We start from the raw sequence: 25,228 nt of genomic DNA, 5'->3' as shown, positions 1-25,228 counted from the left end.
GCTAGAGGTCGTCTCATTTGGTTCTCCAGGCAGTTGGGAGGGCGCCTGCGGCTGTCGTGGCGTGCGGGGTCACATACCGCGGTCAGGCCCTCTCCATGGCTCCGGCCGTTCGTCAGCGGTCATCGGAAGTCGGCACAGCTGTACCGGGCCGGGGTAGAAGGCGGAGGTGTTGGGGCCGGCCATGTCTTCGCCGATGAGGTACCGGTAGAGCCATTCGGCGAAGCTCATGTCGAACCGTGCCCAGCCGCCCTCGCCGTCCTCGATCAGAATCCAGGGCGCTGTGTCGTCCGCGGCTACAAGGAACAGGGTCTCGCCGCGGTCGGTGCTGGCGATCGGCCACAGTCCGTTCCGCGTACCGAAGCTCAACTCTGAGAGTCCGAAGAGCAGGCGGGGGTCCTCGTCCGGGTCGAGCTTGTCCCAGGAGACTTCGGACCAGGCGCGGACCGTCCCGCGTATCCAGTCACCCAGGTTCCAGTGTTCGGTTGCGGGGTGGTGCAGGTACAGGTGGCCGTTGAGCTGGATGGGAGCGTATGCGTCTACGAGGGTCTGGTAGTCGGTCGGCAGCCGGATGTCGAGTTCGGTGTGGAGCCGGTCCCAGGCGGCGGGGTCGGCGTAGCGGTTCTCGGCCGGGCCGAGCATCGCGATGGCGGCGGCCAGGTAGTCGGTCATGGCGTTCCTCGCTGGCTTGTGTCGTCTTTGCGACAGGATCATTCCAGCTCGGAGGTCTCGCCGGTCAGGCTGTCAGCCTGCGGTAGCAGATCAGGGCGGCTGCGATGCCGGCGAACGCCAGGAAGTGTTCGGCCTTGCGCTCGTAGCGGCGGTGCAGACGGCGGCATCCGGACAGCCACGCCACCGTGCGCTCCACGGTCCAACGGTGACGGCCAAGGCGCTGGGAGGATTCGATGCCCCGGCGCGCGATGCGCGGTGTGATGCTGCGGGAGCGGAGCCCCGTGCGCAGCCAGTCGAAGTCGTAGCCCTTGTCACCGTGCAGCTTGGCCGGTCGACGGCGGCGCGGCCCGCGGCGGGAGCGGATGGGTGGGATGCCCCGCACCATAGGCTCCAGACCCTGACTGTCGTGGGTGTTGGCAGCCGAGATCCCAATGGAGAGGGGCAGACCGGTCCGCTCCGTGATCAGGTGGATCTTCGATGCCTTCTTGCCGCGATCTACGGGATTCGGGCCCGTCAGGTCCCCCTTTGAGGGCTCGCATGTTCACCGAGTCGATCGCGCACCGCGACCAGTCCAGTCCGCCGCGTGCGCCGAGCTCGTCCAGGACCAGGCGGTGGAGCTTGCCCCATACGCGGGCCTGGCTCCACTCGGTGAAGTGGCGGTGCGCGGTCGGCCCGGACGGGCCGAAGCCCGGCGGAAGTTGTCGCCACGTGCAGCCGGTCGTTGCCACGAACACGATGGCAGCCAGCACCTGCCGGTCCCCATACCGGCGCCTTCCCCCACCCTGCGGCCGCACCGGCGCCGCCGGAACCACCCGCTGGAACAACTCCCACAACCCGTCTGGAACCAGACGCTCCACCATCGCTGTCACGGCATTCAGCCTAGTGAACAAGCCAGTTGAGACGATCTCTTAGACGGTGTTTCACGTGGCGATCTTGGCGAGCTTCTTGTAGCAGGTCATGACCGCGGCGAGGCCGAGGAAGGCGAGGAAGTGGCTGCCCTTTCGTTCGTAGCGAGTGGTCAGGCGGCGGTATCCGAAGAGCCAGGAGATCGATCTCTCGATCTTCCACCGGTGCCTTCCGAGGCGCTCGGAGGACTCCACGCCCGGCCGGGCGATCCGTGGAGTGACGTGGCGTTCGCGCAGCCACGCCAGGTTGCCGGCCGAGTGGTACGCCTTGTTGGCACGAACCTTGTCGGGACGTCGCCGACGAGGGCCGCGGCGCGAGCGGACGGCTGGGATCCCAAGGGCGAGCGGGCGAAGCGCTTGCACATCGTTGACGTTCGCGGCGGACACCCCGATAACTACAGGCAGCCCCTGCGCGTCGGTCAGAACGTGAAGTTTGCTGCCCGCTTTGCCTCGGTCGACCGGATTCGGCCCTGTCAGGGGACCCCCCTTTTCGCGCGCACCGAGGCAGCATCGACGAACACGGAACTCCAGTCGAGTCCGCCACGTGCTCCGATCTCGTCCAGAACCACGCGGTGCAGCTGACGCCACACTCCGGATGCGGTCCAGACAGAGAACCTCCGGTGAGCCGTCGCCGGCGACACTCCGAACGTCAGTGGCAGGTACCGCCACGCGCACCCGCTGGTCAGCACGTACACGACGGCCGGGAACACGGCACGCTGGTTGATCGGCGCGGTGCCACCGCCCTGCGGGTGCGGGCGGAAAGACGGCAGTACCGGCTCGACCATGGCCCATAGATCATCCGGCACGAGCCGCTGCGACAGATCCCCACCCATGAACGATCATGATGCCGCTGGCGGCCACCCCGGCGACGACCGGTGGAGCGTTGGGCTGGTTACACCGGCCCCTCAGAATGGGCGCATGGCTCCTCTTTCCATTGACCCGCGTTCGTTGAACGCCGACGAGCGCGCAGTACTTGAGCACATTCTGGCCGCGGAGTTCGCCGGCGCATCACAACTGCGGAGTCAACTGGACCGCACTGAGGTGACCGCTGTCTGGGGGCCCGACTCCGTGAGTGTCGATCTGCAGGTTCGGGAACCCTGCGAACATGCGGCGCTGCCGACAGAGCTCGTGCCCGTCGACGCGCACGTGCATGACCCGTCCGGCGCCTACGTCGGCGAGATCCTCGTATGGACGGACCGCGGAGCCACGCTCGCAGCCCTGGAGTTCGCCTGGGTCACCGACGAGATGCCCACGTCTCTCCCGGCCGTCGTGGACGGCCGACTCAGCTGGCTGTCCTGACGGCTGTACCCGCCCTCAGCACCTACGGCCCCGCAGCGGGCGAAATCGCCACGTGAGACACGGTCTTAGACCGTGTCCTACGTGGTGAGGCGTCGTTAACCTCGGTATGGGGCGGGGTACGTGGAGTTGGATTGTTCCAGACGGGCTGTGGGAGATCGCGAAGCCGCTGATCCCGCCCTCGAGGGTGCGGCCGCAAGGCGGCGGAACGCAGGACACGCCTGATGAGACGCTGTTCGCGGCCATCATCTACGTCTTGGTCAGCGGCTGCGCCTGGCGCCAACTGCCGCCCTGCTTCGGGATATCGAAGTCGACCGCTCACCGCCGGTTCCTGATCTGGTCGAGAGCCGGTGTCTGGGGCCGCCTGCACGAAGCAGTGCTACACCGCCTCGACGGCGCCGGCCTCATCGACGTCACCCGCGTCGTCCTCGACACCGCCCATGTCAGGGCTAAAAAGGGGGCGAACACACAGGTCCGAGCCCTGTGGACCGGGGCAAGCCGGGTTCCAAGATGCACGTCCTGTCGGACGCGAACGGACTGCCCCTCCTCGTCGGCATCTCGGCCGGCAACACCCACGACAGCGAAGGTCTCAAGCCGATGATCGAGGGTCACCAAACGAGACACGACCCCCACCGCGGCCGACACTTCAAGCCTCAACGCCTGCACGCCGACAAAGCCTACGACCGCGCCGACCTGCGGAAATGGTTACGCGGCAAACGCATCGGAGTACGGATCGCGCGCAAAGGCATCGAGTCCAGCGAACGATTAGGGCGACGCCGCTGGGTCATCGAGCGGACCATGTCCTGGCTGTCCGGCTACCGACGTCTCAGCCCTCGCTACGAACGCAATCCCCGCAACTACCTGGCCTTTCTCGGGCTTGCTGCAGCCATCTGTTGCTACAAGCGTCTCATTCGACTCACCACGTAGGACTCGGTCTAAGGGCAGCGTCGAGAGGGCGAGATGCGGAACTCTGTCCTCTGGCTGATCACGCCCGTATGCTGTCGCCTGTTGCGACGCATCCTTGATCACCCTAACGGGAATCGGTTCTGCGGGGGAAGAGCTGGCCGGGACGGTCACCCTGTCCTGCTGCATTTGCCGCGGTCAACTCAAGGAACCTCAAATGCGAACATAGATCTTTCCGGCAACGAAAGCGCGAAGATACGGAGGCAGTCATGGAGAATAAGAGGATTCGCCCGAGTGGGTTGCCCACGATCTCGCTAAACGGGGTGCAGCACTCTGGACGGTCAGGAGTATCTCCGCTCATCGAAGAAGTGACCGAGGGAGTGCGCTCCGGGAGGTTCAAACGGGGTGAGATTCTCCCTCAGCTGTCAGAGCTGGCACGCCTTTATCAAACAACAGAAGAGGAGGCGCAGCACGGAATCTCGGAACTCCGAGCGGCTGGCCTGGTCCAATATCATGACGAATATCTGGACACTCATTTCGTGTTCGCTTCGGAGTGAGTAAGACTGATGTCCCACTTGACGGGTAGAGCGGGTAGGGGCAGGCGATGCGCATCGCCTGCCCCTGACTTGCCTCTCGGCGGGCGGTGCCCTACCTGCGGCAGGCCGTGAAGCTGCTGATTTTGTTGTCGTGGAACGAGTCCAACTGCGAGATCTTGGTGTACGGGGGAACCCTGAGCGCGTTGCCCGTGAACCAGTCGTGGTAGGCCGTCAGGTTCATTCCCCAGAAGTCGATGTTCTTCGTCGTGTTGATGATGCCCGTCGTCCGGTTGTCGAATCCGTAATCCGCCATCTTGATGCCGCTTGAGCAGTGTGCGTGGTTCCACTGGACTCGGCGGCCTTCGAATCCGGCGAACTGGTAGAAGCAGTACCACCGGTTGTCGTTAGCGCCAGCTGGGCACCCGTTCCAGCCTGCAGCCTCCGCCTGGACCTCTGAGACCTCGGCTGCGGATACGCCGTCAAGCAGGAGAGCATCCTCGGATGCTGTAGGAGCCGCCACCTGGCCGGGAAGGGGCAGTGTCACGACTACCTCGCCGCCGTTCCACGCGATTTCGTTCGCACTGATCTGCTCTCCACCACTGGCCGTCTCGGCGAGAGTCGCGTCAATGTCAGCTTGGAGTATTTGACGCTCGTCGATTGTCAGGCTCTCGACTTCGACGCGGCTGTCGTCAGAGGAGACAGCGGGCAGTGTCGGCACAACTTCGGCACTGGCCGCTGGCGCCCCCGACAAAGGCAGAGCGACCAGAACTACTCCAGTGGCGAAAGATGCCGACCACAAGCGGATAGATCTACCCACGATTTGATTCCCTTTCGGTCGTTGACAGGGGAACCTTACGAGTGTGCGGGTGTTTTTGGAGTCGCTTTGGAGATTGTTTGAAAAGTGAGAGAAGGACTTCCGACGGAAGCGAGAATTCCGTCGCCTGAAACAACCCTTTTCCTTAACTTTATGGTGATTCAGTGCTGCCTCCTACCGGCTGAGGTGTCGCCCTTAGAGCCCGTAACAAGACCTCCGAGGGAACACCTTCTGGTGCCGTCAACTCTCAGCCCTGTCGGTACCGAGGACCGTTCTCACGGCAGGAGGGTGCGCTGGTTCACGGCAGGCATGGCCGGTTGCGGCAGCTTTCCATCTTGTGCGCGAGGTGGGTTCAGTGCTCGGCTGAAGTTCTTCATCCGCAGCGGGGCGAGGGACACCCCATGGCGCGAGATGAACGGAGTGACGGTGAGCGCAGGTTCCGGGTTCCAGGGCAGACGCCGAGCGCGGCGATGTGGAGCAGGAGCAGTTCTGCTGCTGGCCTGGGGGGGGGGTGACGGCGTGTGACAGCAGCACGGCTGATGGCCCCGGTTCTTCATCATCCTCGGCGCAAGGAGCCGGTGTGAGGGAGGCGGTCACGGCTCCTCCCCGCAGTGTGCACGGCGCCCCCTGTGTGCAAGTCGATGACAATGCACGTTCTGCAGACTCACCACGTAGGACACGGTCTTAGCCAAGAGTTGTTGGTTTCATCCGTCGAATGACCGGCGCAGCGAGTTCGGGGACTTGGCTGCTTTATGGCGGCATAGGAGAACGACCCCTCGCGTCGCCATCTATTGGAAGGCGTTCGTGAAGGGTTCGGCCTGGTTGCGGAAGACGCTTGACCTTTCCCCTATTCGTAGAACAGAACCCGTTTGCGGGCGAGTTCACATCTTGTACGCCCCAAGATCTGTCGTTTGAGCGCCTTGATTCGATTGACCGGCTGAGGCCGGGCAGGTCGGCGGCGGCTCGGGCGGATGCGATCTACTCCGGCAGTCGCTCGTGCGGTGTCTCGGTGACCATGCGGGCGAAGGAACACAGATGCTCGGCGACCGGCCAGTCCAGGGCAGTTGACCAGGACGAAGGCCCGGCCGAGCGCCTCGCGATCACAGTCGACAGCGGTCGTCCACACCTGCCGGTCGAATGCCCCGTCGACCGGCAGGGCCGGACCGGCTTCGTTCGGTTCCATGCTGTGTACGTGTCCGCCACCGGGCCGAAGGTTCCCGCCGGGCCAACTTTGTTGTGAGGAACTTTCACCGAGGGCTGGGCGGCCGGGCTGCCGCCCACGTGTGCAATTCTGTGCGCACCGGATGTGACGTCGAGCAAGTGGACGTAACCGCTCATGAGTTGTGCAGGAGAAAGTCAGATGCGGGCAAGATTTTTCACGTGAGACTTTGAAACTGTCATGGGAAGGTCACTAAGGTCTGGCCTCAATCCTCCGTCCGGTTGATCACTCACACGAGGCGAGTGACGACGGAGGCATACCGCCCCCTGGACATTTCGTGGGCGGCAGGAAGAAGGAGCCCGCCTTCGTGTCATCCCATCGACGGCCCAAGCGGCCGAGCCGCACCCGCGTGACCGTGCTCACCACGACAGCGGTCGCTGCCGTGGCCCTGACGTCGCACGCCGCCGACGCGGCCCCCAAGCCCACGAAGACCGAGGTCAAGACCAAAGTCGACAAACTCTACGAAGAGGCCGAGCGGGCCACCAACCACTACGACGCGGCCAAGGAGAAGCAGCAGAAGCTGGAGAAGGAGATCGGCCTGCTCCAGGACAAGGTCGCTCGCGAGCAGCAAGAGCTCAATCAACTGCGCACGGGCCTCGGCATGATGGCCAGTCATCAGTACCGCTCAGGCGGCATCGATCCCGGAGTTCAGCTCTTCCTGTCCGCCGACCCGGACGACTACCTCGACAAGGCATCCACCCTCGAAGCGCTCTCCGCCCAGCAGTTGGCGTCGCTCCACAGCGTCCAGACCAAGCAACGCGAGCTGGCTCAGGAGCGCGCGAAGGCGGCGGAGAAGCTCACGGATCTCACCGACACCCGCACCGAACTCGGCAAGAAGAAGGTGGAGATCCAGGACAAACTCAAAAGAGCGCAGAAGCTGCTCAACACCCTGACCGTCACCGAGCGACAGCAGTTGGCTGACACGGAGCAGCGTGCCAGCCGGTCCTCCGCCGGCCGAGTCGACCTCGGTAATGAGGCGGCCGCGTCCAAGTTCGGCGCCGACGCCCTGCACGCGGCCGCCACCCAGATCGGCAAGCCGTACCTCCGCGGTGGCACGGGGCCCAACTCCTACGACTGCTCGGGCCTCACGCAATGGGCCTACGCGCAGGCCGGGCTCCAGATATCGCGGGTCACATACACGCAGGTCAACGAGGGCCCCCGGGTGGGAATGAGCGCTCTCAAGCCCGGTGACCTGGTCTTCTTCAACAACACGGAGCATGTCGGCCTCTACGCGGGGGCCGGCCAGGTGCTGCACGCGCCGTACCCGGGTGCCTCGGTGCGCTACGAGTCGATGAGCACGATCGGCAGCTTCCAGTTCGGCGTCCGCGTCACCGGCTGATCACGTCCGCACCCGCCCCACCACCCCACGCTCAGGACGGCGCCCCGTACCGGCCTGGACTACGGAACTCGCCCTCGGAGGCTCTTCTCCTCGGCCTTGCTCCGAGGCGGGTTCCGTTGGCGCTTCCTGCGAGAGGCCTCGCCCGTAGCCCTCTCCGCGCAACGCCGCGAGCATCGGCAACGCACGCGGACACCCAGTACTGGCACGTGACGACCGAGCCGGACGACGGCGTGAGCCTGCTGAACGAGCCGGGCGGGCGCGCGGCGGCGATCTGGACCGGCACTGCCACGGCCGGCCAGAAGACCGGCCGCCGGGAACTCGGCCTGAGGCCGCTCGCCGCGCCGGAGGACAAGGCGGCGACTGTCGCCACCCCGCACCCCGGACCCAGCGCGGTGCGGGACTGCGGCGTCTCAGCTGTCCCGCACCGCGCTGGGCTCCTGCCCGGCTTTGTCGACGATCGCCTGGTCCAGGATGGCGTTGGCGGACATGAGCGTGCCCTTCTTCCCGTACGTGGTGTCCTTGACGAGATAGCTGCGGGAGCCGAGGAACGTGAGGTCGTGCCGCTCGAAGGCCCACTCGGTGCGCGTGTGGAACCGGGTGTCCTCCCGTGCGATGCCGATGCCGTGCCGGCCGATGGCGTCCTGGGCGGCGGGCGCCCTGGTGACGCCAGGGATCTTCGCGGCGGCACGGTAGAGGGCCGCGGCGGTCCTGGGGGGTGTCACCCCGCCGAGGAGGCTCCCGATCGTGTTGAACACCGCCTGGTGGCGCTCCTCGCGTTCGGTCTCGGGTGTCTTCGCGTACAGGTGGTCCAGCAGTTTGTCGGGGTCGGTGGGCAGGGACGCCAGCCAGTGGTAGGTGGCACGGCCGAAGCCCTCCGGCGTGCCCTTGGTGTCACCGAGCGCGGCATTGAGCGGGAAGGTCTCGCCGTCCTCCTTCGCGAGCCCGAGCTTCCGCAGCGGGCCGGGCTCCTGGGCGAGCCACGTCTCGGAGTCCTTCAACGGCTCGACCACCGCCTTGCCGCTGGTCAGGTCGGCGCCTTGGACCTTCGCCCGGGTGTAGGCGAACTGGTCATCGCGCACGGTGAGTTCCGCGTTCTTCCCGGCGGCGTCGGAGATCTGGTCGAGGAGGGCGACCGCGGGCTGTGCGTCCCGGCCCGCCGTGGTGGCCGTGCGTGTGTCGCCGTCCGAGGCGATCACGATGCCGGTGGTGAGGATGCCGGCGAGGGCCAGCGCCGTCACCGGCACGAGGACCGCGGGGCGCAGCAGGCGCCGGGCGGAGAACGCGGGGCGGCCGGGGCCGTGGGCACGGTCGCGGTCACGGTCGATGTGCTGCATCAGCTGTTCCTTGTGGTGGAGGTGCTGCGCGTGCGGGAGAGGGGCACGGCCCGGGGCCGGCAGCAGCCGGGCAAGCGCCGTCACATCGGCATCGGAGGCCGCGTTCGTGTTCGCGTCCGGTCGTACGTTCTTGTTCTTCACGCCGTCTCCTCCCGCACGGGCAGGGCCGCGAGTGCGGCCTCACCCTTCATCTCTCCGCGAGCGGTACGCGGTTCCGGATTCGCCTTGGCCTCGTCAGCGAGCCGGGCGAGCTTGGCGCGGGCCCGGGACAGCCGGGAGCGCACCGTGCCGACGGGGATGCCGAGCGCCTCGGCGGTCTGCCGGTAGTCGAGGCCCGACCACACGCACAGCGTGAGCACTTCCCGCTCGGGGCGCCGCAGCCGGTCGAGCGCTTCCTGGACGGCGGCCAGGCGACGGGCGTCGTCGACGCGGCCCGCGACTTCGGGGGCGAAGTCCGCGACCACGGGCGACTGCCGCTGCCGCGCCAGGAACGCCAGGCGGCGCCGCAGACCGCGGCGGGCGTTCTCCGCCTTGTGGGTGGCGATGCCGAGAAGCCAGGGCCGCAGCGATCCCCCGTCCTCGTGCAGCCGCTCCCGTACCCGCCAAGCGGTCAGGAACGTCTCCGACATGATGTCCTCGGCGCTCGTCGGGTCGCCGGTGAGCCACAAAGCATGCTGGTGCACGGCGCCGGCCCACCGTTCGTACAACTCGGCGAACGCGTCGCGCTCACCGGCCCGTACGCGTCTGCGCAGATCGTTTTCTGAGTCCCTCACACTGTCTACCTCTCCGCCGCCCCGGCGGAGTTCCTGTGACCTGCGCCATGCCGTCGTCCGGCTCGCACCCGCGTCGTACCGGCCCGGAGGGCAAGGCTAGTGCCGCATCAGACAACGTTCGCCCTGGTGTGATGACGTGCTGTCCCGGTGCTGCGGCGGGAGGCGTGCGACCGTCACTCTGTTCGGGTGGCAGAGCGAGTTCGTGTACGCGAGATCGACCAATGTCGAGATCACCTGCAACCCCACCAACAGTTCCTGGCTCGACCGGACAGAAGTTCAGTTCACCGCCCTGCGCTACTTCACCCTCGACGGCACCGATCACGCCGACCACAAGGATCAGGGCAGCATGATCCGCCGCTACAGCATGTGGCGAAAACCGCCACGCCGACGACCGGCGCCTACGCGCCGTCGTCGGCAGGGCCAACGTTGCTGGATCCGCCGCTACACGCCGGTGGTGCCATCGATGCGTTCCCGGACCAGGTCGGCGTGGCCATTGTGGCGGGCGTACTCCTCGATCATGTGCACGTATATCCAGCGGAGGTTGACGTCCTGGCCCATGAAGCGACCCGTATCGGACAGAGCACGGTCGGCGCAGTGCTCGCGGGCCCGGGCAATCTCTGCGTGCCAGGTGGCGAGGGCATCACCCAGGGTGGCGCCCTCCGCCAGTTCGAACCCGCCGTCGGGGGCATCCGGGTCGGCCTGCGGGTCGTGGATGGGCGGGGCCTGATCCCCGGCGAGCACGCGACGGAACCAATTCCGCTCCACCTCGGCCATGTGCTGAACGAGGCCGGTCAACGTGAAGCCGGAGGGAGGCACGGAAGCGACGGCGGCCTGCTCATCGTCCACGCCCTCGCACTTCATGGCGAGCGTGACGCGATGAAAGTCGAGCCAGCTTTCGAGCGTGGTGCGTTCGTCGGCGTTCAGAGGCGGCATGGGGCGTTCGAGGGCGCTCATCGGTCGATTATCGCCAACGGCCGAAGCCCCCAGCGGGCAGGGCCTTTCAGCAGGGCGAACGTGGTCTGATGCGGCACTAGTTGGACCCGTTCCGGCGGCCGTTGGCCCTCCCCTTGATGCCGATGGCGGCGGGACGCATGTGGTGAGGCTGCTGGGTCAGGCTCAGTGTGGCCCTGAGAGAAAGGCGGCGACCGCCTCTGCGAAGCGGTCTGGCACATCGTGGTGCACGACGTGACCGGCCGGCAGCTCGACGCGGCGGACGCCGTCGGCCCGTCGGGTCACCATGTCTTCGGCGTGAGCGGCGGTCAACTCGTCGCTACGGGTGCCATGAACGAGCAGCGTCGGGCACATGACGGATGTCCAGTCGTCCCAGTGATCACCGTTGAGTGCCTTTTGGGATGCCACGGTGTCCGCGATGTCGAAGGAGAATCCCCAGCCCCGATCTGTCTGGCGGAAGGCACACTCCAGGTAGGGCGCCGACACACCCAGCGCTGATGTGAGGGCTTCCCGGGACGGGGCGACGCCAGGCAGGCGGTTGGTGAACGACCAGTCGCAGTCCACCACCGCACCGATGTCCTCGACGATCAGCGCACTGACCTTGTCCGGATGGCGGGCCGCGAACTGGTAGGCGTTCACCCCGCCCAGCGAATGGCCCAGCACGGCCACCGGGCCGATGTCCAGATGCTCGTCCAGGTGCTGGTGGAAGGCCAACAGATCGGCTATGTAACCGTCCCGTTCGTAGTGGTCGGCGCGATCGGACTCCCCGTGCCCACGTTGATCGAGGGCGATCACTCGCCACTGCGGAGCCACCGCCGCAGCCAACGAGGCGAACGCCGCCGCTTCGTTGTAGTGCCCGTGCAGAGCCAGAAGAGGCTTTCCGGGACCCCCGAAGTCCAGATACGACAGTCGCCGAGCACCCACCATGAAGAATCTACGCATGGTGCGGATGGTAGGAGATGGCACTGACACCTCCCAGGTGAACCGGCGCCCGTCGCAGTCCCGTCGGGCCGGATGCCCGCACTGGACACGGATCACCGTACGGGCGATCACGAGTGCTGCCAGGTAGCCGACCGGTATGACGGCCCCGTGGAACGAACGCGATCATGGGGCGAGTACGACCGGACCGCAGAGACCGCAGAGACCGCAGAGACCGCAGAGACCGCAGAGACCGCAGAGACCGCAGAACAGGGAATCCCATGACGTTGCATGAAGGCCAGCGGGTCAAGCTGGCCGCTGATCTCCGCCTGACCGACCAGATCGAGGTGGGCGATACGGCCATCGGCATCCTCTCCCTCGCCGCCGACAGCGAGGGAACAGTGGAAGAGGTCGCCGAGCAGATCCGTGACGACGCCGACGTCCTCGAGTACGAGCGGCTCAAGGCGCTGCTCGATTCCTACGGTGATGGAATGCCCCCGGAAAGCAGGAAGCAGCTGGAGCAGAAGGTCGGCGCACTGCGGCCCGCGTGGGTCGCGTTCCAGGAGCAGGGACCACTGGTGAGGGTGCGGGTCCGCTTCGACAACGGGCTTGTCCTGAGCGCGTCACCGCAGGACCTTTACGTCCCTGTGTGACAGCGGTGGAGAGGACATGAGCCGGCGCCGGGCGGCAGGCTGCGTTGACGGGCAGCATCGGGCCCGTTCCCGTGCTGATCCAGGCGATGCCGGTCCTGGATTCTGCCCGGCGGATCATGCGATCGCCTCGCGTCTAAGAAGTGATCTCATTAGGTTGCCGCTGTAAAGAGAGCGGTGGCCTCTCACATGCCGCGGTCTGGGCCGTACCAAGGTTCGGGGCGTTCGTCAGTGGACATCGGAAGGTGCCGCAACTGCACGGGGCCGGGGTAAAAGGCTGCGCTGTTAGGCCCGCTCATGTCTTCGCCGATGAGGTAGCGGTAGAGCCATTCCGCGAAGCTCATGTGGTGCTCTGCCCAGGTTTCGTCATAGTTCACCAGAAGCCGCGGAGCCTCAGGGGCAGCGAGCAGGAAGATGGTCTCGCCTCGGTCGGTGCTCGCGATGGGCCACAGCCCGTTGCGGGTGCCAAAGCTCAGCTCGTCGAGTCCGAAGAGCTGGCGGGGGTCCTCATCCGCGTCGAGATCGAGGTCGTCCCACGGCGCCTCGGACCACGCCTCGACTTTGTTGTGGATGTCCTGGCCCAGGTTCCATCGCTCGGTCGCCGGGTGGGAAAGGTACAGATGACCGTTGATCTGAATGGGGGCGAAGGCGTCCACGAGCGCCCGGTAGTCGGGCGGAAGCTCTGTGTCGAGTTCTGCGTGGAGACGGTCCCAGGCAGCCGGGTCCGCGTAGCGGTTCTGGGCCGGGCCGAGCATCTCCATCACGGCAGCCAGATAGTCAGTCATGAGTTCCTCGACAGTGTGTACGCGGTGCGGTCAACTGAGTTGGGCCGCGCCATATAGGGCCGTACATTATGGATCACATCGAGTTGAGGACCTTCGCAAGTCTGCGGTAGCAGATCAGAGCGGCGGCGATGCCGGTGAAGGCGAGGAAGTGTCCGGCCTTGCGTTCGTACCGACGGTGCACGCGGCGGCATCCGGCAAGCCAAGCGACCGTCCGCTCCACGGTCCAGCGATGACGGCCCAGGCGCTGTGAGGACTCGACGCCCTTGCGCGCGATGCGCGGGGTGATGTTCCGCGAGCGCAGCCACCAGCGCAGGTGGTCGTAGTCATACCCCTTGTCGCCATGGAGCTTGGCAGGCTTTCGCCGCCGCGGTCCACGGCGTGAGCGAACGGGCGTGATGCCGCGCACGAGGGGCTCAAGTCCCTGGCTGTCGTGGGTGTTTGCGGTGGAGATCCCGATTGAGAGGGCCAGATCGGATCGCTCGGTGATCAAGTGGATCTTTGACCCCTTCTTGCCGCGATCTACGGGATTCGGACCCGTCAGGTCCCCCCTCTCGTTGCCCGCATGTTCACCGAGTCGATCGCGCACCGGGACCAGTCCAACGCTCCACGTGCGCCGAGTTCGTCCAGCACCAGGCGGTAGAGCTTGCCCCATACCCGAGCCCGGCTCCACTCAGTGAAACGACGGTGTGCGGTTGGCCCGGACGGGCCGAAGCCTGGCGGCAGCTGCCGCCAGGTACACCCAGTCGTGGCCACGAACACGATCGCCGCCAGCACTTCTCGATGACCATACCGACGTCGGCCACCACCCTGCGGACGCACCGGCGCAGCCGGGACCACCCGCTGGAACAACTCCCACAACCCGTCCGGCACCAGACGCCCCACCATCGCCATTACGGCCGCCAGCTTAGTGATCAAGTCAGTTGAGACGATCTCTAAGAGGCACGGTCGTCTTGGCGCCCACGGACTCGTCGTCCGAAAGCCGATCGTGTTTGTCGCTGGTCATCCGGATGCCGCTGCTCGGAGCCGACGGCCCCGCAAGTAGCCGGACCGGGTGCGGCCGATAGGGCGCACGACTTCCGCGACAATCGGCGGCGTGAGCCGGGCCTCGCCGAAGGAGACGGGCGCCGCGGACGTGTGCGCGGACACGGCCGAACTGCTCGTGGAGCCCCACGGCAACCCGTACCGCATACGCCGAGGGTTCCCAGAGCGTCGGGTCGAAGGCGGACCCAGGACCGTACAGACCTCTGGAGTTGCTGGAGAGATCCGCGTGGGTGAGTTTGGTGAGGAAGCGGGGACACGGGGGTACACGGAGAGATCACCCGGTCCCGGCCGTCCATTCCCAGGAGGAGACATGACCAACCCCGAGCAGGACCCGAACCAGCAGGAAGGCCCCGCCGACGGCGGTGCCGCCGGGACGCCGGGCGTGCACGATGGTGGTGCTGACGGTGGGGCGGAAGGTCCGGCTGACGGCGGTGCGGCCGGGACGCCGGGTGTGCACGATGGTGGTGCTGACGGTGGGGCTGAAGGTCCGGCTGACGGCGGTGCGGCCGGGACGCCGGGTGTGCACGATGGTGGTGCTGACGGTGGGGCTGAAGGTCCGGCTGACGGCGGTGCGGCCGGGACGCCGGGTGTGCACGATGGCGGTGCCGACGGTGGCGCTGAAGGTCCCGCGGACGGTGGCGCCACAGGAACCCCGGGCGTGCACGACGGGGGAGCCGACGGCGCGGCCGACGAGTCGGGCAGCGGCGTTTGAGCATCTCGCCCCTCGAACTCCGGGACGTCGACGCCCAGCAGGGCGGCGGCGTCCTGGACGCGCGTCTGACGCACCGGGACCGCGAGGAGTTCGCCCAGGATTTCTGGGGGCGCGCCCCACTCCTCACCCGCGGTGCCGACGACTTCAGTGACGTGTTCTCCGCGGGCGCCGTCGACGAACTGATCTCCCGGCGCGGGCTGCGCACCCCCTTCCTCCGGATGGCCAAGGACGGCGCCACGCTCCCGGAGGCGTCGTTCACCTCGTCGGCGGGCGTCGGCGCCTCGATCACGGACCAGGTCGACGACACCGCCGTGTGGCGCGGCTTCGCCGACGGAGCCACCCTCGTCCTCCAGGCGCTGCACCGCACCTGGGAACCCGTGGCGGACCTCGTCACCCGGCTCGGCACGGAGCTGGGGCACCCGGTGCAGGCCAACGCGTACGTCACCCCGCCGCAGAACCGCGGGTTCGACCACCACTACGACGTGCACGACGTGTTCGTCGTGCAGATCGAGGGCACCAAACGCTGGATCATCCACGAGCCGGTGCACCCGGACCCGCTGCGCGACCAGCCCTGGACCGATCGCCGCTCCGACGTCGAGCAGGCCGCGCGGGGCGAGGCTCATCTCGACACCGTCCTCGCGCCGGGTGACGTCCTGTACCTGCCGCGCGGCTGGCTGCACGCCGCCCAGGCGCAGGGCGCCGTCTCGATCCACCTGACGCTCGGCGTCCACACCTGGACCCGCCACGCCCTGGCCGAGCAGCTCACCCGGTCGGCGCTGGCAGCGCTGCGGGACGACCCGCGGATGCGCGGCTCCCTGCCCCTGGGCACCGAAGGACCGGCCGATGAGCTGGCCCTGGTACGCGAACGCCTCCTGGCGGCGCTGGCCGAGACGGACCCCGCCCCGCTGTTCCACCGCATGCGGCGCGGCCAGGCCCGCCCCGCGCCGCTGGGGCCGCTGGCCCAGCTCCAGGCGGTCGCCGGCCTGGCCCCTGACACCCGGCTGCGACTGCGGGATGCGCTGGAGGCACGGCTGGAAGGCGCCCGACTGCACACGCGCGTGGGCTGGCTCGACTTCCCGGAGCAGGATCTGGCAGCGGTGCGATGCCTGTTGGACGGCGACGTCCACACGGCCGGAGACCTCGGCCTGGAACGGGCCGAGCGGCTCCTGCGCGCGGGCGTCCTGGTGCCCGCAGGGCCGTGATGTGGCCGCGATGAACGCGGCGGCCCGGTTCTTCTGCGCAGACGCCGCCCGCCTCCGGGGCGACTCCCTTGCGGGCACGGCCCCCTACGGCTCGACGTGGGTCCTCATCGAGTACCGAGGGGGCTGGCCGCCCAACGGGTTCGACGGCCTGCCCCTCGAACCCGTCACCAAGCAGCGGGTGTTTGCCGCCGCTCACGCTGTGCGGGCCCGGATCCTGCTCATCCGGCGCCACGGGCGCCGCGGACCCGCGGGGCCACCCCGCTGGGCGGTCCTGCGCTACGGGAACGACGGCGCTCACCGCCAGACCTGGGGCACCTGGCGGCGGGACGAGGATCTCGCGGATATCGCCGACGCCCTGGACACCCCCGGCGACCTGGGGGCCCCGCCCGTCGTCCTGGTCTGCGCCCACGGCATGCACGACGTGTGCTGCGCCGTGCGGGGCCGGCCCGTCGGACGTGCCCTGAGCGAGCGCTGGCCCGACCTGGTGTGGGAGTGCACGCATGTCGGGGGCGACAGGTTCGCCGCCAACGTCGTCGTCGCCCCCGACGGCGTCTACTACGGCAATCTCGACGCCGCGTCGGCCGTCACCGCAGTGGAGCAGCACCTCGCCGACCGAGTGCACGCCGACCACCTGCGCGGGTTCACGAACCTCCTCCCCGCTCAACAGGTGGCGGTGGCAGCCCTCCTGAGCCGCTACGGCCCGGCGGGGCGCCACCACTACGCGATCGAGGAGACCTCGCGCGACGGCGACCGCTGGTTCGTACGTGTCACGAGCCGCTCGCTCCGCTCCCCGGTGTACGACGTCGACGTGCGCTCCCACCGGGCTCCGCCGCGACAGTTGACCTGCGGCGGTCTGTCCGTGAGTTCCGCCGTCGCCTACGAGCCCCTGTCGATCGTCGTCGGCGGGGCTTGATTCGAACGCCGCGCTACCCGTCCCCGATGCGGGCCCGTGCTGTGGTCGGCAGTCTGCCGGTCACGCTGGCGAGTGTCGTGCCGACGACGCTGCCGCCGATCGTCGCCGGGTGCTGATCGCGGCGGATCCGGTGGACGGCGATCCCGAAAGCGCGACCGGAGCGATCGCTCCGGCGACCGTCACGGCGGGCTGATGGAGGACTTTCGGAGGAGGATCGCGGATCCGGGAGGAGCCACGTCCACGGCGGTATACCTTCTATATCCGTATCCGTATCCGCAACGCTACTGGGAGCCATGCATGGGCAAGGCATACAACGTCATGGCCGCGACCTGCCCCAGCCGCACCGTCCTGCACAGGATCGGGGCGCGCTGGACGGTGTTCGTCGTCAACGCGCTCGACGACGGGCCGATGCGCTTCACCGAACTCAAGGCGCACATCCGGGGCATCACGCCCAAGGCCCTCACGGAGACGCTGCGGGCGATGGAGTACGACGGCCTGATCTCGCGCACGCAGATCGCCGCGCATCCCCCGCACGTCGAGTACGCCCTCACCGACCTCGGCCGCTCCCTGCTGGTGCCGCTGCGTGCCGTGCGGGCGTGGGCCGAGCGTCACGTCCCCGACATCGAACGCGCCCACGCACGAGTCGACTCGACGCAGAGGTGAGAGCGGATCACGCTCCAGGACAAGCCGGTACCAGGTACGGGTACGCGCGTCAGCTGAAGGGGCAGCGCGGTCTGAAAGCCCGTCCCGCTCGTCGGGCCCGCGCCGCGGGAGCCTCCTGACCTCCGTCGCGGCCGGTCAACCCGGCCGATCGAGCCGGTCGAAGGGCACACCGGCCGCCCACCGCCGCAGCCGCTGCCCGTCGACGAGTCGTACGTCGTCCTGCCGGGAGGCCCACATGACATCGGAAGGGCTGAACGCGTCCTGGCTGACGAAGAGTTGCAGGAACCGGTCGGCGCCGTGCCGCCCCGACTCCCGTATCCGCTCGGCCCCGCTCACGTTCTCCTGGGGCGGGGTCTCCACCGTGGGCCGGACCGCGACGTCGAGTTCGCGGCCCAGACGGTCGCGCGCATAGAGCCGCATGCGGTCGCCGTCGCTCAGATCCGTGACCTGCCAGCCGTCGCGGCGCAGCATCCGTTCGACGGCGCGGGCCAGACCGCGCTGGTCGAGCCGGCGCAACTCGGCCGGGCTGTACCGGCCTCGGACCCGGTGCGCGACGAGCCGCCGCCCGAACCAGCCGGCGCCACCGAGTAGTCCCAGCAGCAGCACGCCCACGATCAGACCACTCGCCCCGTACTCACGCGTGAGCAGCGCGAGAACGAGCACCGCACCGAGCACCGCGAGCCCGAGCGCCGCGAAGGCGGGCAGCACTTCGCGGAGTTCGGGGCCGTAGCGCCCCTGAGCACGTAGCTCGGAGGCGACGCGCGCACGCTGCTCCCGAGAAGAACTGGCGCGCCCGTGAAGTCTTCGCATCCACGACGGCATCGCGGGCCGCCGCACTTTCCCTACCCGGGCCAACTCCCCACCCCCGTCGGCTGTCCCGAAGGAAGAGATACCCCGTGTCGCGAGGGGCGCGCCAGGACGCGTGGAGGAGTTGCCCGCGTCGCGCTGCCGCTCTGCTGCTGGATCTGGCACCACAAAGGTATGCCCTGAATGCGACTGATAAGACCTTTTGCGGCTGATGGAGTGTCAGATCCTCGTCTGCCCGGTGCAGAGAGATCCTCTCTCTCCCACCGCTTTCTGGGGTCTGAGCGGGGCCGTCACCCACAGCCTCACGGACCGATGACTTTGTGGTGGCGCTGTGGTCTACCTGTCGACGAAGGGAGCGCATCATGCGCAAGATTGTTGTCTGCACGTTTCTGACGCTCGACGGTGTGCTGCAGGCGCCGGGTGGCCCGGACGAGGACGCGGAAAGCGGCTTCGAACACGGCGGCTGGCAGAAGAACGCGTCCGACGACGAGGTCGGCGAGGCCATCGCGGGCTGGTACCAGCACTCCGACGCGATGCTGCTCGGTCGCAAGACGTACGAGATCTTCGCGTCGTACTGGCCGACCGCCGATCCCGCCAACCCGTTCACGGAGCGGATGAACAGCACCCCCAAATACGTGGCGTCCCGGACCCTGACGTCCCTGGAGTGGCAGAACTCCACGCTGCTGGACGGCGACGTGGTGCAGGCCGTGCGCACGCTGAAGGAATCCGACGGCGGCGACATCAACGTCGTGGGCAGTGGCGATCTCGCCCAGACCCTCATGCGCCACGACCTCGTCGACGAGTACCGGCTGACCATCCACCCCGTGATCATCGGCACGGGAAAGAGGCTGTTCGCCGACGGAGCGATCCCCACGAGGCTGGAGCCGGTCAGCGTCTCCACGACGAAGGGCGGCACCGTCCTCGCCGTCTACCGCCCCAACGGCAAGCCCGCCTACGACAGCTACTAGCCCGCGACGGAGGCGGGCCACGGGTCGCCGCCGCGTCGCGTCAGGCGGTGACAGAGTCGTGACACAAGCAGGGGCAACGGCTGCGGCGCGTGACGGGTCGTACAGGACAGACAGAGCAAGTTGAACCGGCGTATGTCATGACATGGCCGATCAAGTAGGGGGATACGACGATGGTGAACACGGGCATCCGCACCCACACCCGCAGAGCCGCATGGGCACTGACCGCGGTCGTGGCCGCGACGGCGGCCGTAGCGACGACGGCGACGGCCGCCGTCGCCTCCGGCACGCCGAGGTTCCTGTCCGCGTCCCAGCTGCCGCCGCACGCGTCGTCGCCGTGGTACGCGGGGCCGGTCACGGCCGGACAGCCTGACCCGCTGCCGATGTGCGTGGGCGAAGCCCTGCCGTCGATCTCCCTGCACCGCGCTTACTCCACCGACCTCGATGCCACCGCTCTCCAGGTGACGGTCGTCGAGCGCAGTGCGCAGCGCGCCAAGGACTTCGCGGCGTTGCTGCGCAAGGACCTCGCCGGGTGTGCCGCCTCCGTGGAGAAGCAGGACCCGGAGGTGAGCGCCACGCAGAAGTACTACGGCCGACTTCCGGTGGAGGAAGGCGCCTACGTCTATGGCGTACACACCACGACCACGTGGGGCGCGTCCGACATCAATCTGTTCTCGGTGGGGCGCGACGGCAACATCGTGACGGTGGTCCGCTGGGGTCAGATGGGCTCCTACCGCGACGCTCCGGTGGCCGGCTTCAAGCGGACGACGGTGACGGCGGTCAACAAGCTGCGCTGACCCGCGTACGCGTCAACGGCTCCGCCCTCACGAGAGGGCGGAGCCGTTGCGTGCGGGTGCCGCCCTGGGGCGGCGACGTTCAGGCGTGGCGGCGGTTGCCGGTGATCACGCGGTAGAGGATCAGGAGGATGAGGGAGCCGACGACGGCGGCTATCCAGGTGGAGAGGTCGAAGAAGCCGTCGATCGAGTCGACTCCGAAGATGACCTTTCCGAGCCAGCCGCCCAGGAGGCCGCCGGCGACGCCGATGAGCAGGGTGATGATGATGCCGCCCGGGTCCTTGCCCGGCAGCAGCATCTTGGCGATGATCCCAGCCAGCAGCCCGATGATGATCCACGCGATGATTCCCACGTTGCGCCTCCAACCAGCAGAAATAAGTACTGCATAAGCGTGTGATCGTCTGAGGCGTTTTCAAACACATGAAATCCGCACGACCGTTGCCGGACGGTCACAACGGGCGGTGAGCAGCAGGCGACGAACCGTGGCCCGCTCACACCGAGACTCCGTCGGCCAGTCACCTTCGACGCTTATGTCACCGTTCGGTACCAAGCCCCACGGCGGTACAACGTGGCAAGTCGACGGCGGGTCTAGCTGGTCAGGAACGTGGTCGGCCGATCGCGTGGTTCGACACCGGGGAGAGGAACAGTCATGGGGGACACCATGGGAGACAAGCGGAGACGTGCCGTGGCCGCGGTCGGGATCACCGCGCTCGCCGCGCCGCTACTCGTGGCGCTCGGAACCGCTCCGGCCGTGGCGGCCAGCGGTTGCAGCACACAGACCGGGCCGTACCAGAAGCAGGTGGAGACGTTCCTCGGCCGCCCGGTCGACGGCAAGCAGTCCGCCGCCGACTGCAAGGTCATCAAGGCGTTCCAGGGCAAGCACGGGATCACGCCGACGAGCGGCTACGCCGGCCCCGTCACCTGGGGTGTGATGGACCTGATGAACAAGCAGAAAGCGGTCGGCACCAACCCCAACAAGAGCGGCAAGTGCCCCGTCAACAAGGGGCGCATAGCCTGCGTCGACCTCACGCTCCAGCTCAGTTGGATCCAGGACGGGAAAGACCTGGTCTACGGGCCGGTCCCCGTCCGCACCGGGCGCAACGGGTACGAGACGCGCACCGGTCTGAAGAAGATCTACTGGCGCCACATCGACCACGTGTCGAGCATCTACCACGTCGCCATGCCGTACAGCCAGTTCTTCGACGGCGGTCAGGCCTTCCACTCGGTCGGCGTGAGCATGTGGAACCCGCCCGGATCGCACGGCTGCGTCAACATGACGTCAGCCACGGCCAAGAAGTACTGGGCTCTCCTGCACAACGGGGACGACGTCTTCGTCTACGGCCGCAAGCCCGGCACCTGACCGACCGCTCGGCGGCAATCCCGTCGACGTCATCGTCCCGCACGACCATGGGCGCGCCGCCGTCTGTCCGGACAGCCCGGACAGACGGCGGCGCGCCCACGGCGTCGGTCTCCGTGAAACTCATACTTCTTTTCCTGGCCTCGTTGTCGGATTCCGCGAACGCTCTTCGTCGTTGAGGTAAAACGCTCGAGAGGAGAACGCCATGAAGTACGTGCTGTTCGTCGCGACCGACCCGGCGGGGGAGCCGACCGACGAGGCCCCCGAGGCGTGGGTGAAGAAGTGGAACGACCGAGGCGTCCGGATCGAGGGAATGCCGCTCAAGCCGGTCGGCGAGGCGCGGACGGTTCGCGTCCGTGACGACCACGTGCTGGTCACCGACGGCCCGTTCGCGGAGACGGCCGAGTGGATCGCGGGGTACGACCTCATCGAGGCCGCCGATCTCGACGAGGCGATCGAAGTGGCCGCCGCGCACCCGATGGCAACGGGTGGACGCATGGAGATCCGACCGGTCGAGGCGTTGGACCTGGGAGCGGGAACCGAGAACGTTCCGCACGAGGGCGACATGCCGGCTTCCCGGTTCCTCGGCATCCTGCGGACGGAGCCGAGCGCGCCGCCCTTCACCCCGGCCCGCGAAGCCGTGGCCGCGTGGGTCCGTGAGGGCCTGGCCACCGGCCGCTATCTGGGCGGCGAGCACCTGCGTCCCGTCGAGGACGCCACCCTCGTGCGCCGCAGGGGAGAAGAGCTGCTGATCACCGACGGCGCGTACACGGACGGACCCGGGTCGGTGTCCGGCATCGTGTTCATCGACGGCGCGTGGCAGGAGGCGATCGACTACCTCTCCCGCTGTCCCATGGCACGGTCCGGGAGCGTCGAACTGCGCGAGTTCCGGACGGACTTCTCGTGACGCACGGTCCGGCGCAGGTACGGGCGGCGCTCGCGGAGGCGCACCGCGCCGAGTGGGGCGTCGTCTTCGGCACGATCGTGCGCCTGACCGGTGACTGGGAACTGGCCGAGGACTGCGCGCAGGAAGCGTTCACCCGCGCTCTGCCGGCCTGGGAACGCGAGGGAGTGCCGCGCAGACCGGGAGCGTGGCTGGTGACCGCCGCCAGACACCGCGCCGTGGACGTGCTGCGGCGCCGGACGACCGAGCGCGCCAAGCTCGCCGAGGTCGCCGCACTGCGGGCCGACCACGAACCGCAGCCCGTGGAGGACGAGAGGCTGCGGCTGATCTTCACCTGCTGCCACCCGGCGCTCCCTCTCGAATCCCGCGTGGCGCTGACACTGCGCGCGGTCGGCGGCCTCACCACGCGCGAGATCGCCCGCGCCTTCCTGACCGGCGAGGACACCGTGTCGCAACGGATCCTTCGGGCGAAACGCAAGATCGCGGCGGCCGCCATTCCCTACCGCGTGCCCCTGCCCGGGGCACGCGCCGAACGGCTGCACGGCGTGCTCGCCGTCATCTACCTGATCTTCAACGAGGGTTACGCGCCCAGCGAGGGCAGCACGACACGTGACGCCCTCGCCGAGGAGGCCATCCGACTCGCCCGGCTCGTCACCGCCGAGGCACCGGGCGAACCCGAGGCGCGGGGGCTGCTCGCGTTGCTGCTCCTCCAGCACTCCCGGCGCGCGGCCAGGATCGGCGCCGACGGCGAGCTCGTCACGCTGGAACACCAGGACCGCACGCGATGGGACCACGCGCTCGTCACCGAGGGAGTCGACCTGGCCCGGCGGGCGGCGACGGCGGGCGGCCCCTACGCACTCCAAGCGGCCGTCGCCGCGCAGCACGCGCTCGCCCCGACCGCCGCCCTGACGGACTGGAGGACGATCGTGGAGCTCTACGACCGCCTCCTCGCCCTGCGGAGCAACCCCGTTGTCGCGCTCAACCGCGCCGTCGCCGTCGGCATGCGCGACGGCCCGCAGGCACAGCTTGACGCCGTGGACGAGCTCGGCGCCCCCCGGCAACTGGCCGGGAACCACGCCGTACCGGCGGTCCGCGCGGACGCGCTGCGGCGACTCGGCCGCCTCACCGAGGCGGCACAGTCCTATCGGGCGGCGCAGGCGATCGCCCCCAACGGTGCGATCGCCCGCGAGTACGCGCGACAGCTCGCCGCACTGGGAGAGCCCGGTTCGACCGACGCGCGGCCCGCCGGTCGTACGGCCGACCACACGCAGTCCGACGCTTAGCCGTGCCGCTCGCGGAGCACGTCCGTCGAGCGGGGAAAGCGGTCTCCGGTCGGTGCGTGCACGCCCGAGGTCAGCCGATCGACTCCTTCAGCCGTGCCACGTTGGCCGCCACGTCACCTCGCGTGAGGCCGCTTCGGCGCAGTCTCCGTCTCCTCCCTCACCTTCCTCGTCACGCAGGAGCAGCTGGCGGCGTTCGCGCCCGCGGTCATGCAGGCCGCGCAGGACGTCTCCCGCAGGCTGTGACGGCGCCGAACCTCCGGTGTGTTCGTGGCCCGCCGCGTGACGTGCAGGGCCGTGCCGCACGGTGCGTACACAGACCACGCGCGCCCATCCGCGGACCCGGCGCCCGCGAACGGGCGGCGCCGGTTGTCTGCGCATGGGCGCGCGTGGTGCTGAAACGGGAGCGGGGACCGAACCGGCGGCCCCGTGCGGGGTCAACGCCGACGCGAGGACCGACTCTGGGCCCAGCCCCCGGCTCCCGCCAGATGGAGTGCCAGAACGGTGAGACCGAGGAGCATCAGGTTCACGGAGGAGAAGACGTCGTTGGTCGAGATGTCGGCGGCGTTGATCAGGAAGGCGATGAAGAACAGCACGGCTGCGGCTATGGCGAACATGGGAACTCCCGTTCGTTGTCGTGTCGTTGAGGCCCGTATGCCCGCGTTCCCGTTCCGTACCGCATCGGGTTCGCCGTCGAAGCGGCGGAGCGACTCGGGACAGTGCGGCATGATGACGCTCATGCGCACTGGGGCGGGTCGGGAGCGGTTACGAGGGTGGCTTCGGCGCCGACGCGAGCGGTCGACGGCCGCGGCCGTCGAGGACGCGATCCCCGGCGGCATCGCCCAGGCCACGGTCCTTGTGTCGGACGCGATCCACCGCGGCAAGGGGCCACGTGACACGCCGTCGCCCGTGCCCCGGACCCGGGTCGGTGGGGACGGCGTGCACGGCGGGCGACTGCACCGGTTGAAGATGCCGTCGTACCGCCCGGCCGTCCTTTTCTTCTCGACCGCCGCGACCGCCCAGCTGAACGTACGCTTCGAGAACCGCAGGAAGGAGCGGTCCTCCCGTATGTATCGGCTGTCCGGCGACGGCGCCCCGTTCACCGCCCGCATACCCCTGCCGGGAGCGATCAAGACGGTCGACTTCCGCGTGTTCGCGATCGGCGCGCGGGCGGCGTGGACGGCGACCGCGGTCCCGCTGCGAGAGATCCCCCGCTTCCACCACGAGTGCAACGGGACCGGATCGGACGTCGTGCATTACCGCGGCGGACCGGGCCCGGGCGTCCTGCACTACGCGGGGCCCAGCCAGATCCAGTTGGAGGCGCTGGACGACCACCTCGCCTACCGGCTGACGGTGACCGAGGGGCGCGCGGGGGAGCGGACGTTCCAGTGGCCCGGCCGCGGCTACTACCAAGTGCGCTCGGCCGGAGCGTGGAGCCTGACCGCCCTGTGACGCGGGGGAGTGGCGGGTGGAGTGGGCCGAGGTCCAGGTGCAGGCC

At 68.2% G+C, this 25,228-nt stretch carries 27 protein-coding genes and 1 pseudogene; 14 read left to right on the top strand and 14 right to left on the bottom strand.

Features of this window, described 5'->3' with window-relative positions:
* Positions 1–69: 69 nt before the first annotated feature.
* The 3 genes from V2W30_RS00730 to V2W30_RS00720 form a co-directional block, all read right to left on the bottom strand.
* A complete protein-coding gene (locus tag V2W30_RS00730; protein ID WP_338692716.1) occupies positions 70–669 on the bottom strand; it encodes an SMI1/KNR4 family protein in 600 nt (199 codons plus the stop codon).
* 64 nt (positions 670–733) lie between these two features.
* A protein-coding gene (locus tag V2W30_RS00725; RefSeq protein WP_425244652.1) for an IS5 family transposase occupies positions 734–1,529 on the bottom strand; the annotation gives its coding sequence in 2 pieces (ribosomal slippage) (positions 734–1,195 and positions 1,197–1,529; 795 coding nt in all).
* 60 nt (positions 1,530–1,589) lie between these two features.
* Positions 1,590–2,407 (bottom strand): IS5 family transposase gene (locus V2W30_RS00720; RefSeq protein ID WP_338692714.1). Its coding sequence is split into 2 segments (ribosomal slippage): positions 1,590–2,065 and positions 2,065–2,407, totalling 819 coding nucleotides; the frame shifts between segments, so codons are not numbered across the junction.
* 85 nt (positions 2,408–2,492) lie between these two features.
* Here V2W30_RS00720 and V2W30_RS00715 point away from each other — a divergent pair.
* Together V2W30_RS00715 and V2W30_RS00710 are read left to right on the top strand one after the other, a co-directional pair.
* Positions 2,493–2,873 (top strand): hypothetical protein, encoded by a 381-nt coding sequence (locus V2W30_RS00715; protein ID WP_338692712.1) that lies wholly within the window; start codon positions 2,493–2,495, stop codon positions 2,871–2,873.
* 106 nt (positions 2,874–2,979) lie between these two features.
* Positions 2,980–3,797 (top strand): IS5 family transposase gene (locus tag V2W30_RS00710; protein ID WP_338692710.1). Its coding sequence is split into 2 segments (ribosomal slippage): positions 2,980–3,322 and positions 3,322–3,797, totalling 819 coding nucleotides; the frame shifts between segments, so codons are not numbered across the junction.
* 624 nt (positions 3,798–4,421) lie between these two features.
* On the opposite strand, the gene V2W30_RS00705 is transcribed toward V2W30_RS00710, so the two are convergent.
* Positions 4,422–5,027, bottom strand: coding sequence for a hypothetical protein (locus V2W30_RS00705; protein ID WP_338692709.1), 606 nt, complete (start codon positions 5,025–5,027; stop codon positions 4,422–4,424).
* Between the two features lie 1,622 nt (positions 5,028–6,649).
* On the opposite strand from V2W30_RS00705, the gene V2W30_RS00700 reads away from it, so the two are divergent.
* A complete protein-coding gene (locus tag V2W30_RS00700; RefSeq protein WP_338692707.1) occupies positions 6,650–7,681 on the top strand; it encodes a C40 family peptidase in 1,032 nt (343 codons plus the stop codon).
* A 410-nt stretch (positions 7,682–8,091) separates the two neighbouring features.
* Here the strand turns inward: V2W30_RS00700 and V2W30_RS00695 are convergent, their stop codons facing one another.
* Positions 8,092–9,156 carry a CU044_5270 family protein gene (locus tag V2W30_RS00695; RefSeq protein ID WP_338692705.1) on the bottom strand — a complete coding sequence of 355 codons (1,065 nt, stop codon included), beginning with the start codon at positions 9,154–9,156 and terminating at the stop codon, positions 8,092–8,094.
* Positions 9,153–9,788 (bottom strand): RNA polymerase sigma factor, encoded by a 636-nt coding sequence (locus V2W30_RS00690; protein WP_338692703.1) that lies wholly within the window; start codon positions 9,786–9,788, stop codon positions 9,153–9,155. The genes V2W30_RS00695 and V2W30_RS00690 overlap by 4 nt, the downstream gene beginning before the upstream one ends.
* Before the next feature lie 205 nt (positions 9,789–9,993).
* On the opposite strand from V2W30_RS00690, the pseudogene V2W30_RS00685 reads away from it, so the two are divergent.
* A pseudogene (locus V2W30_RS00685) lies at positions 9,994–10,219 on the top strand (IS630 family transposase); the annotation flags it as partial.
* Positions 10,220–10,229: 10 nt separating this feature from the next.
* Here V2W30_RS00685 and V2W30_RS00680 read toward each other — a convergent pair.
* Complete coding sequence (locus V2W30_RS00680; protein WP_338692701.1) at positions 10,230–10,742, bottom strand: DinB family protein; 513 nt, start codon at positions 10,740–10,742, stop codon at positions 10,230–10,232.
* Positions 10,743–10,904: 162 nt separating this feature from the next.
* Positions 10,905–11,681 carry an alpha/beta hydrolase gene (locus V2W30_RS00675; RefSeq protein ID WP_338692699.1) on the bottom strand — a complete coding sequence of 259 codons (777 nt, stop codon included), beginning with the start codon at positions 11,679–11,681 and terminating at the stop codon, positions 10,905–10,907.
* 257 nt (positions 11,682–11,938) lie between these two features.
* Here V2W30_RS00675 and V2W30_RS00670 point away from each other — a divergent pair, with 257 nt between their 5' ends.
* On the top strand, positions 11,939–12,310 hold the full coding sequence (locus tag V2W30_RS00670; RefSeq protein ID WP_338692697.1) for a hypothetical protein: 372 nt from the start codon (positions 11,939–11,941) through the stop codon (positions 12,308–12,310).
* Positions 12,311–12,492: 182 nt separating this feature from the next.
* On the opposite strand, the gene V2W30_RS00665 is transcribed toward V2W30_RS00670, so the two are convergent.
* The 3 genes from V2W30_RS00665 to V2W30_RS00655 form a co-directional block, all read right to left on the bottom strand.
* Positions 12,493–13,092 (bottom strand): SMI1/KNR4 family protein, encoded by a 600-nt coding sequence (locus V2W30_RS00665; protein ID WP_338692695.1) that lies wholly within the window; start codon positions 13,090–13,092, stop codon positions 12,493–12,495.
* Between the two features lie 73 nt (positions 13,093–13,165).
* Positions 13,166–13,977, bottom strand: a protein-coding gene (locus V2W30_RS00660; RefSeq protein WP_425244651.1) for an IS5 family transposase whose coding sequence is annotated in 2 segments (ribosomal slippage) — positions 13,166–13,632 and positions 13,632–13,977 — 813 coding nt in all. Because the reading frame shifts where the segments join, the coding sequence is not laid out codon by codon here.
* A 430-nt stretch (positions 13,978–14,407) separates the two neighbouring features.
* Complete coding sequence (locus tag V2W30_RS00655) at positions 14,408–14,797, bottom strand: hypothetical protein (protein WP_338692693.1); 390 nt, start codon at positions 14,795–14,797, stop codon at positions 14,408–14,410.
* Positions 14,798–14,841: 44 nt separating this feature from the next.
* Here V2W30_RS00655 and V2W30_RS00650 point away from each other — a divergent pair, with 44 nt between their 5' ends.
* From V2W30_RS00650 to V2W30_RS00640, 3 genes are all read left to right on the top strand, one after another.
* Positions 14,842–16,047, top strand: coding sequence for a cupin domain-containing protein (locus tag V2W30_RS00650; protein ID WP_338692691.1), 1,206 nt, complete (start codon positions 14,842–14,844; stop codon positions 16,045–16,047).
* Positions 16,048–16,057: 10 nt separating this feature from the next.
* Positions 16,058–16,960 carry a sucrase ferredoxin gene (locus V2W30_RS00645; protein ID WP_338692689.1) on the top strand — a complete coding sequence of 301 codons (903 nt, stop codon included), beginning with the start codon at positions 16,058–16,060 and terminating at the stop codon, positions 16,958–16,960.
* Between the two features lie 297 nt (positions 16,961–17,257).
* Positions 17,258–17,623, top strand: a complete 366-nt coding sequence (locus V2W30_RS00640) for a helix-turn-helix domain-containing protein (protein ID WP_338692687.1) — start codon at positions 17,258–17,260, stop codon at positions 17,621–17,623.
* 135 nt (positions 17,624–17,758) lie between these two features.
* Here the strand turns inward: V2W30_RS00640 and V2W30_RS00635 are convergent, their stop codons facing one another.
* Positions 17,759–18,433 carry a hypothetical protein gene (locus tag V2W30_RS00635; protein WP_338692685.1) on the bottom strand — a complete coding sequence of 225 codons (675 nt, stop codon included), beginning with the start codon at positions 18,431–18,433 and terminating at the stop codon, positions 17,759–17,761.
* Between the two features lie 359 nt (positions 18,434–18,792).
* On the opposite strand from V2W30_RS00635, the gene V2W30_RS00630 reads away from it, so the two are divergent.
* Both V2W30_RS00630 and V2W30_RS00625 read left to right on the top strand, forming a co-directional pair.
* Positions 18,793–19,398, top strand: coding sequence for a dihydrofolate reductase family protein (locus V2W30_RS00630; protein ID WP_338692683.1), 606 nt, complete (start codon positions 18,793–18,795; stop codon positions 19,396–19,398).
* Between the two features lie 170 nt (positions 19,399–19,568).
* Positions 19,569–20,192, top strand: coding sequence for a hypothetical protein (locus tag V2W30_RS00625; RefSeq protein ID WP_338692681.1), 624 nt, complete (start codon positions 19,569–19,571; stop codon positions 20,190–20,192).
* Between the two features lie 79 nt (positions 20,193–20,271).
* Here the strand turns inward: V2W30_RS00625 and V2W30_RS00620 are convergent, their stop codons facing one another.
* A complete protein-coding gene (locus V2W30_RS00620) occupies positions 20,272–20,541 on the bottom strand; it encodes a GlsB/YeaQ/YmgE family stress response membrane protein (RefSeq protein ID WP_338692679.1) in 270 nt (89 codons plus the stop codon).
* Positions 20,542–20,850: 309 nt separating this feature from the next.
* Here V2W30_RS00620 and V2W30_RS00615 point away from each other — a divergent pair, with 309 nt between their 5' ends.
* From V2W30_RS00615 to V2W30_RS00605, 3 genes are all read left to right on the top strand, one after another.
* The gene (locus V2W30_RS00615) at positions 20,851–21,549 is read left to right on the top strand and encodes a L,D-transpeptidase (protein ID WP_338703422.1); all 699 of its coding nucleotides are present in this window, start codon (positions 20,851–20,853) and stop codon (positions 21,547–21,549) included.
* 202 nt (positions 21,550–21,751) lie between these two features.
* Positions 21,752–22,453 carry a YciI family protein gene (locus V2W30_RS00610; RefSeq protein WP_338692678.1) on the top strand — a complete coding sequence of 234 codons (702 nt, stop codon included), beginning with the start codon at positions 21,752–21,754 and terminating at the stop codon, positions 22,451–22,453.
* Complete coding sequence (locus V2W30_RS00605) at positions 22,450–23,733, top strand: RNA polymerase sigma factor (RefSeq protein WP_338692676.1); 1,284 nt, start codon at positions 22,450–22,452, stop codon at positions 23,731–23,733. The genes V2W30_RS00610 and V2W30_RS00605 overlap by 4 nt, the downstream gene beginning before the upstream one ends.
* A 434-nt stretch (positions 23,734–24,167) precedes the next feature.
* On the opposite strand, the gene V2W30_RS00600 is transcribed toward V2W30_RS00605, so the two are convergent.
* Complete coding sequence (locus V2W30_RS00600) at positions 24,168–24,347, bottom strand: hypothetical protein (protein ID WP_338692674.1); 180 nt, start codon at positions 24,345–24,347, stop codon at positions 24,168–24,170.
* Between the two features lie 121 nt (positions 24,348–24,468).
* On the opposite strand from V2W30_RS00600, the gene V2W30_RS00595 reads away from it, so the two are divergent.
* Complete coding sequence (locus V2W30_RS00595; protein WP_338692672.1) at positions 24,469–25,182, top strand: hypothetical protein; 714 nt, start codon at positions 24,469–24,471, stop codon at positions 25,180–25,182.
* The last annotated feature ends 46 nt before the right edge of the window (positions 25,183–25,228 follow it).

Origin of the sequence: Streptomyces sp. Q6 (assembly GCF_036967205.1) — a bacterium.
GTDB lineage: Bacteria > Actinomycetota > Actinomycetes > Streptomycetales > Streptomycetaceae > Streptomyces > Streptomyces citrinus.
The sequence above is the reverse complement of the archived record's forward strand: the minus strand, read 5'-3'. Positions and strand labels throughout refer to the sequence as shown.